This is a genomic window from Infirmifilum sp. (assembly GCF_049970975.1).
GTDB lineage: Archaea > Thermoproteota > Thermoprotei > Thermofilales > Thermofilaceae > Thermofilum > Thermofilum uzonense.
The window spans coordinates 1,299-7,535 of record NZ_JBMFLX010000061.1 but is presented as its reverse complement, the minus strand read 5'-3'; the positions used below and the strand labels follow the sequence as shown (position 1 = coordinate 7,535).

Sequence of the window (6,237 nt, the reverse complement as noted above, 5' to 3'; positions counted from 1 at the left end):
GCCTCAGCTGGTAGTAGTCGACACCCTCCCGGGAGGCCACCTCCCTAACGTAGTCCACCTCGCCCTCCGACCGAGCCTCCGAGATCAGGGTCATAAACCAACCGCCTAACAGGTATATTATAATCAGGATATAAATCAATCAATAACCAGATTATAACATTGGTTTTATCATTTCGAGCGCCAGGGTGTCGCCCAACACAAGGTAGAACCCTGCTCCAGCCCACTTGCGGCCTTGCCGCTCATTAATGAGCAGCTCAACTTCCACTTAAGCAGGGTTGTTCGTGCTTGAATAGACCTGCGAGCGGATTACCGTGAAGCATGAGCAATGATCGTTACACTAACTCTACTTCTTAAGCGAAGTCGTATACCGGGAGTTACTTTCACTGTTACACTTCCTCGAAAACTAAAGGCCCTTAAACGGAACGAAATTGTGCTCGGCCGCGGCGCAAGGGGTTTCCACGCATCCGAGACTTTCATTTTTAGGAGTGGGACAAAAGTTTTTATTTTGGCGCATATCATATAATTATTGGTGCCCTATTGTGAGCAGTAGTCAAGATCAAGACCTCGTTGTACGTGCCTCTGACACTATAAGGGTCGTTATTAATATAGAGCAGGCTTACGACGTCCTCGACGAGCTAGCCAGTAACCCGAGAATCGATACGTTCGAGAGCGCACTGTATAAGATTACGAGGCTCGTGAATAAAGTTCACAGAGACTTACGCGACAAGTTAAGCAAGGGGGGTCTCAGTGAAGAATGCGAGAAGAGCATAAGCCACGCCGTAAGCTTACTGGAGCGGTGGCGCGACATTGCGTATGAGCTTGATAAATACGTTAAAAACCTAGAAGAGAGAGAGCAGAGAATCGCGCTCAAGCGTTTTGCTGCCTACGCGCTCGCACCAGATAAAGTCGTCACAAGTGTGATAGAGTGCCTAGAAAAGAGACGCGAGCAAGAGGGGTGAGGTACTGATGCCATATCCACCTTACGTTAAGGTCACTGGCAGGTTCACTGTCGAGGTCTCAGCCCTTGTTGGCGCCGGAAGCCTAGGTAATTACAACCAGATTGCCACGGCGAAAATAGTTCTGCCTTCAGACCAGGGCAAAATAGTTACCTATGAAGGGGTGCCGATCATAACGGGCAACTCCCTTAAACACTGGCATTCCGTCTACCTGGCAGATAACTACGTCGCCCTCGGCGGTAAACTTTTAAATATCTTCTGCAAGCACGGGATTGGCGTAAGAGGTTACACCGTCGACTCAAACTTTAACAACCCAAGAGAAGCAACCAGTGAAATGGAGGCGATATTAGACATCTGTAATGATGTCCACGGACTTCTCGTTCCCAACAAACAGCTGAAGAGAGATAGCCTCGTGGAGTTCAGCAACGCCATCCCAGTGCTTACCCAGGACAACTTAGATAATGCGAGCAAGTTTGCTATACAGCACAACAGAGTGGTTCCCGCAAGCTTAGCTGGCAGTGAAGAAGAAGAGGAAGAAGGGGTAACCATGATGGTGTTCAAGCAGGAAAACGCCTCTGTAGCGTTGTATGGTTTTGCAGTAAACATGGAACTAGGGTGGATACTCAGGCCCAGATACGAAGGTGATGGTAGCATAGTTGATGTGTCAGACAGGATTGGAAGCCGACAACAAGAGAGCAAGACAGACATAATAGTAGAAGAGAGGAAAAGAAGGGCCCGGGCCGCCATGCTGGCGCTCTTTGACCTCATTGTCGGATTCGGGTCTAAAAAAGCGAGGGCTTTGCCCATAGCTAAGCCGGTTGAATTGATGGTGGTCGTTTCGAGAGTTCCAATTCCTAACCTCGTTCACGCAGCATATCCAGATTACGCCAGTCTATCGCTACAAATGCTCGCAGGCTTCTGCGGTGGATCAGAGAAGTGTGACCAAATCCACGTCCACTGTTACAATGTCAAGGGCTGCGAGAAGATTAACGCGGTGGAGGTCAAGAAACACACTCAACTAGATGAACTGATAATAAGCGTCGTCAATGAGGTGGTCGAGATCATTGGTGAAGAGAAAGTAGAGAAGGTTGCTAAGGTCGAGACGAAAGAAGAGAAGAAGCAACTAGAGGAAAAAACGACAAGCGAAAATGCGCAAAAAACTAGAAAGCGACGAAAGAGCGAATAGATCAGTAAGCCTTCAGGGTGTAGCTGGCCGCATGACGGGTGCGGGCGACCCTACACAAAGCTTTTTTGTCTTAGTCGCCAAAATCCTCCCCATTATGTACTCAGTTAGAATTGTAGAGACATACCAAGTCGCTACTTCGTATCCTCTCCTCCCCCCCTCAACAATTGTGGGTGCAATAGCGAAGTCCCTCTCAATGCTGGGCTACTGCGGAACGAGGTCAAGCGACTGGAAAAGCAAGGTAAATGATTGTTTGAACTACACCAGAGGACTCGTGTTCAAAGCACGCGATACGTCAATCCTCGCGGAAGGTCGCGGGCCGGGAAAGCAGACCTCCATACCCATTTCTGTAAGGCAACCGGTAATTCTCCACGTGTTGAGGAAGGTTCTCGAAGAAAATAGACTGCCGAGCAGTTTAAAGGAGATCGAAAAGTTTTCAGATGCGATGGTCCGAGAGTACATGATTTCTCCTCTTCCCAGGCTTCTGTTGATAATTTCAAAGAGTCCTAAAGATCGTGACACGATTAGAAAGCTGAAAGAAGCGATCCTGCTAATTAGCAGACTCGGCAACAGCGAGTCGCTAGTTAGTGTACTCGGCGTTAGCGAGCCGCTAGAGGCTAAGCCGTGCCAAGAAAAAAATGTGAACATAGTAATTAAATACTCGCCAGATCTTGTGAAGGGTAGTAACTATACCGTTGTAAAAGCCATCGACGAGGAGGGAAGGGAATCCGCTTTCGCCATGCCTGTTACCTCAGGAGGACGCGGAGACGTCTATTACTCCTCAAGTATAGAGGTCGAGAGAGACACGCTGTGCGTTGTTTATGATAACGCAAAAATTGTGTTCCCTGCGGGTGACGAATGGTGAAAGACCTAGAGGGTCTAATTCGCAGACTTGTAACTTCGTGGTGTACTGCGAAGAATGGGCGGAGATCCTGCAACCAGGGGGATCATCAAGTATCCGAAGACAGGAGTAGGATCGAGGAAGTGTGCGCCAAAAATATTAACGAGGAGTGTTTAAAAGAACAAAGCAAAATTGCCAAAGAAATCTACGAGGAGATCGCCGAGGCGAAGACCGGTAAAGTGGTTATTTTAGAGGCCCCTACCGGCGCTGGTAAGACCGAAATCATTTCGTCTGTCTACCTGTACCAGTGGCTGAACAAAAGCTGGTTTGCAGGGAGACTGTTTTGGGTAGAGCCTACCCACGCCTTGCTCAGCCAGATGAGGGAGAGGCTCGAGGTCTACATTGACGCGCTGAAAAATGAATTAAAGGTCATCCCCCGCGTAGGGGAGGACCACGGCGATGTCGTTGACAAAGCCTTCCTCTACGCTGCCACAATTACTCTGACAACCATTGACTCGCTAGCTTACGGATATGTAGCCAAGAGAGTGCTGAGCTGGGTTGAAATGGGGACGAGCACTGGCAGGTACACCTTGCCAGCAGGGTTGATCACGAACTCTTTAGTAGTGCTCGACGAGGCGCACTTGATTCAAGACGAGGTCTTCCTTGGTCCGCGGGTCTTATCAAAGATTATCTGCAGTGTTGTGAAGGCGGGCGGTTTGGTTGTCCTTGCCTCAGCGACCCTCCCCACTAAACTAGTAGAACTCTTCAAGGGCGAGTGCGACGTGGATCCCACTGAGCACAAATTAGAAAGTTGCATGAAGCGCAGTATAGACATAGACGTCTGGGATGACAAGCTTGAGAATTTCATAGAATCGCACATCAACTGCGACGAGAGCGCACTAGTGATCTTGAACACCGTGGAGAGGGCTCAGAACGTCTACAATAAAATCAAGAATAAAATCAAGAACAAGTGTAGCGGAGTTAGCAGAGTATTACTGCTTCACTCATTAATGACAAGAGGTGATAGAAGGTCTGTTTACGAGCAGTTGAAGTGCGGGGACGGCCCCACGATACTGGTAAGTACGCAGTCCGCCGAAGTGGGTATCGACTTCAAGTTCGACGCACTCTATACCGAGGTGTCTCCAATCGACAGCCTAGTGCAGAGAATTGGCAGGGTTGGTAGAGGGGGTAAACCGGCTCGCGTTAGGATCTACCTTAAGACCAACGGCAACTACCCGTATAATGACATTGTCATGAACAATACCATCAATACCATAAGAAGCGTGAACTATCTAAAGTCTACGAACTTGGACGACATAAACATGATTAAGAAGTTAGTAGACGATGTTTACAACAAAGAAACTGTTGACATGTTAGCAACACGTGGCGACGAGCTCTACCTGAAGTCCGTCGAATACCTTAGCCAGCTCCACTTATTCGCGTACCCCCCTGAGGATAAGCTGTACTTGAAGCCCTCCTACTACGTGGACATTTTGTTATATGATGACAAAATTTGTGAAAGAGACGAGACGGGCCTCAAATGTGACCGCAAATATATAGAAGACAACTTGGTCAGGTTCTCCATTTCCGAAATACGCACAGAAAGCGTCAATAGATTGATCAACCTGTTGAAGAGTGTTAGGAATCGGGTCTATGGCCTGAGTAGATGTGGGAAAGTATACGATAACGATAAAGAATATTGCTACTTCGAAAAAGTCGAGTATCCCGAAAATAGGTGGGAACAGTACGCTATGCTCGCAGTACCTAAAGGCGAGGTGTATGTGGATATGTTCGGGATTAAGTACGACCTTCTGAAAAGCGGTCAACAGAGTCCAAGTCGAGAGGAGGTGGACAGGGGCCGCCGGAGGGGTAGGAAGTGAGCAAGTGCTTCTCGTTCCGTTGCATCGAATCCGGCGAGCTGTATGTTGAGCACGTCGTAGCCGCCCTCACCGTGTGGGAAGAGCTCAAGCCGTACTACCGGAGAGGTGTGGAGAGGGTATTGGGCGTTGAGTGTGATAGTATGTGCTTTGATCCAATAGCGGTTGCTATAGCACTCCACGACGTGGGTAAGCTCACAAAGGCTTACTACGAGCAGGTGAAAGGCTTCAGGCACGAGCTGTTCAGCGCGTACGCCACCTACAGCGTTCTCGAATCTGCCCTCAGATCCACCGAAGCAAAAGATCGTGTGAAGAGCGATGTCGCGTACCTCTTAGCGACCGCTGTGATGTTGCACCACGAGCCTATAATCATGAGGACGTACGTGGGAGCCTACGGAGAGAGGTACTTGACAATAAGCAACCTGAAGAGGGTGGTAGAAAAGTACGACCTGTCTCCAGCACCCTGCGACGTGAAAAAATCTTTGGACTACATTAGTAGATTGCCGGTCAAAAAAGAGCATGCGGGCGAGTGCCTAACTAAGGCGTTTGAAGAATTCTACGTGGAGTGGTCTAACATAGACACGCAAAATGGAAAGGACAAAGTATTCGATGTATTAAAACGCATTATCGCGTGGGCATCGGTCATGGGAGATCCCGACGAGCTCCTTGTCCGCAGAGCCCGGGTAGCCTCCATCCTACACCTGATAGTGGTCGCCGACTCAGTAGCAGCCCACGTGCTGAGGACTGAGAGGTGCGGATCTAGCGAGCTCAGAGACGAGGCAAACTATATAGTTGAGAGGGTATCGAGAGGTGCTGAACCCCTGGATATGAATCAAATAAGGCAGAGCATCATGAACGCGATCATGAAGGCCACAAAAAGCAATACTGTCTGCTTAAAGCAGGCGGGAGAAGGCCGCGAAGGTTGTTATGAAAAAGGTTCAGACTCGCATGCGTCCTCATAGGTGGCGGACCGTGGAGCTCCATACACCGGGGCACAGCTTAATGACAGACGCACTGATATTGCATGGTCTCGTCAGGTACTTGATGTGGGCTGGCGTGCGTGAAGGCAGTGTGAAGAGGACAGGAGATAGATTTGTTATATCCATAGAAGACAACAGAGTTGATGAAGAGAGAGCTTTAAAGCAACTTAGCTACATCAAAAGTGCTTGCGAAAAAGCACGTGAAGGGTTTACGTCTAGGTTTATTGACAAAATAGACGCCGCTATCAGTATTAATCCAGGCGTACGTGAGAGATGGATTGAATCAATAATTGAATCAATAGTCGACATAGTCGACTCTGTAGAAAACAAACGCGAACAAGGCGTTCTCAATGCTTACAAGGATCCCGATCACAAACACAAAATGACCGAGGGCAGATTT

The 6,237-nt window shown here is 48.7% G+C and carries 5 protein-coding genes and 1 pseudogene; all 6 read left to right on the top strand.

The genetic code is table 11. The annotated features are described in order from the left end of the window. Nucleotides 1–539 precede the first annotated feature (539 nt). On the top strand, nucleotides 540–959 hold the full coding sequence (locus ACP5KC_RS07645; protein WP_428287158.1) for a hypothetical protein: 420 nt from the start codon (nucleotides 540–542) through the stop codon (nucleotides 957–959). Nucleotides 960–966: 7 nt separating this feature from the next. Then, complete coding sequence (gene cas7a / locus ACP5KC_RS07640) at nucleotides 967–2,142, top strand: type I-A CRISPR-associated protein Cas7/Csa2 (protein WP_428287157.1); 1,176 nt, start codon at nucleotides 967–969, stop codon at nucleotides 2,140–2,142. Next, nucleotides 2,105–3,004, top strand: a complete 900-nt coding sequence (cas5a, locus tag ACP5KC_RS07635) for a type I-A CRISPR-associated protein Cas5a (RefSeq protein WP_428287156.1) — start codon at nucleotides 2,105–2,107, stop codon at nucleotides 3,002–3,004. The genes cas7a and cas5a overlap by 38 nt, the downstream gene beginning before the upstream one ends. Further along, nucleotides 3,001–4,860: a CRISPR-associated helicase Cas3' gene (cas3, locus tag ACP5KC_RS07630; RefSeq protein WP_428287155.1), complete on the top strand. Its 1,860-nt coding sequence runs from the start codon at nucleotides 3,001–3,003 to the stop codon at nucleotides 4,858–4,860. Before cas5a ends, cas3 begins: the two co-directional genes overlap by 4 nt. Then, nucleotides 4,857–5,819: a CRISPR-associated endonuclease Cas3'' gene (locus ACP5KC_RS07625; RefSeq protein WP_428287154.1), complete on the top strand. Its 963-nt coding sequence runs from the start codon at nucleotides 4,857–4,859 to the stop codon at nucleotides 5,817–5,819. The genes cas3 and ACP5KC_RS07625 overlap by 4 nt, the downstream gene beginning before the upstream one ends. Nucleotides 5,820–5,829: 10 nt before the next feature. After that, nucleotides 5,830–6,237: pseudogene (locus tag ACP5KC_RS07620) on the top strand (hypothetical protein); the annotation flags it as partial.

What these genes read in the sequence shown, in the direction of transcription:
- cas7a (WP_428287157.1), top strand. Translation starts at nt 967, where the DNA reads ATGCCATATCCACCTTACGTTAAGGTCACTGGCAGGTTCACTGTCGAG.
- cas5a (WP_428287156.1), top strand. Translation starts at nt 2,105, where the DNA reads ATGCGCAAAAAACTAGAAAGCGACGAAAGAGCGAATAGATCAGTAAGC.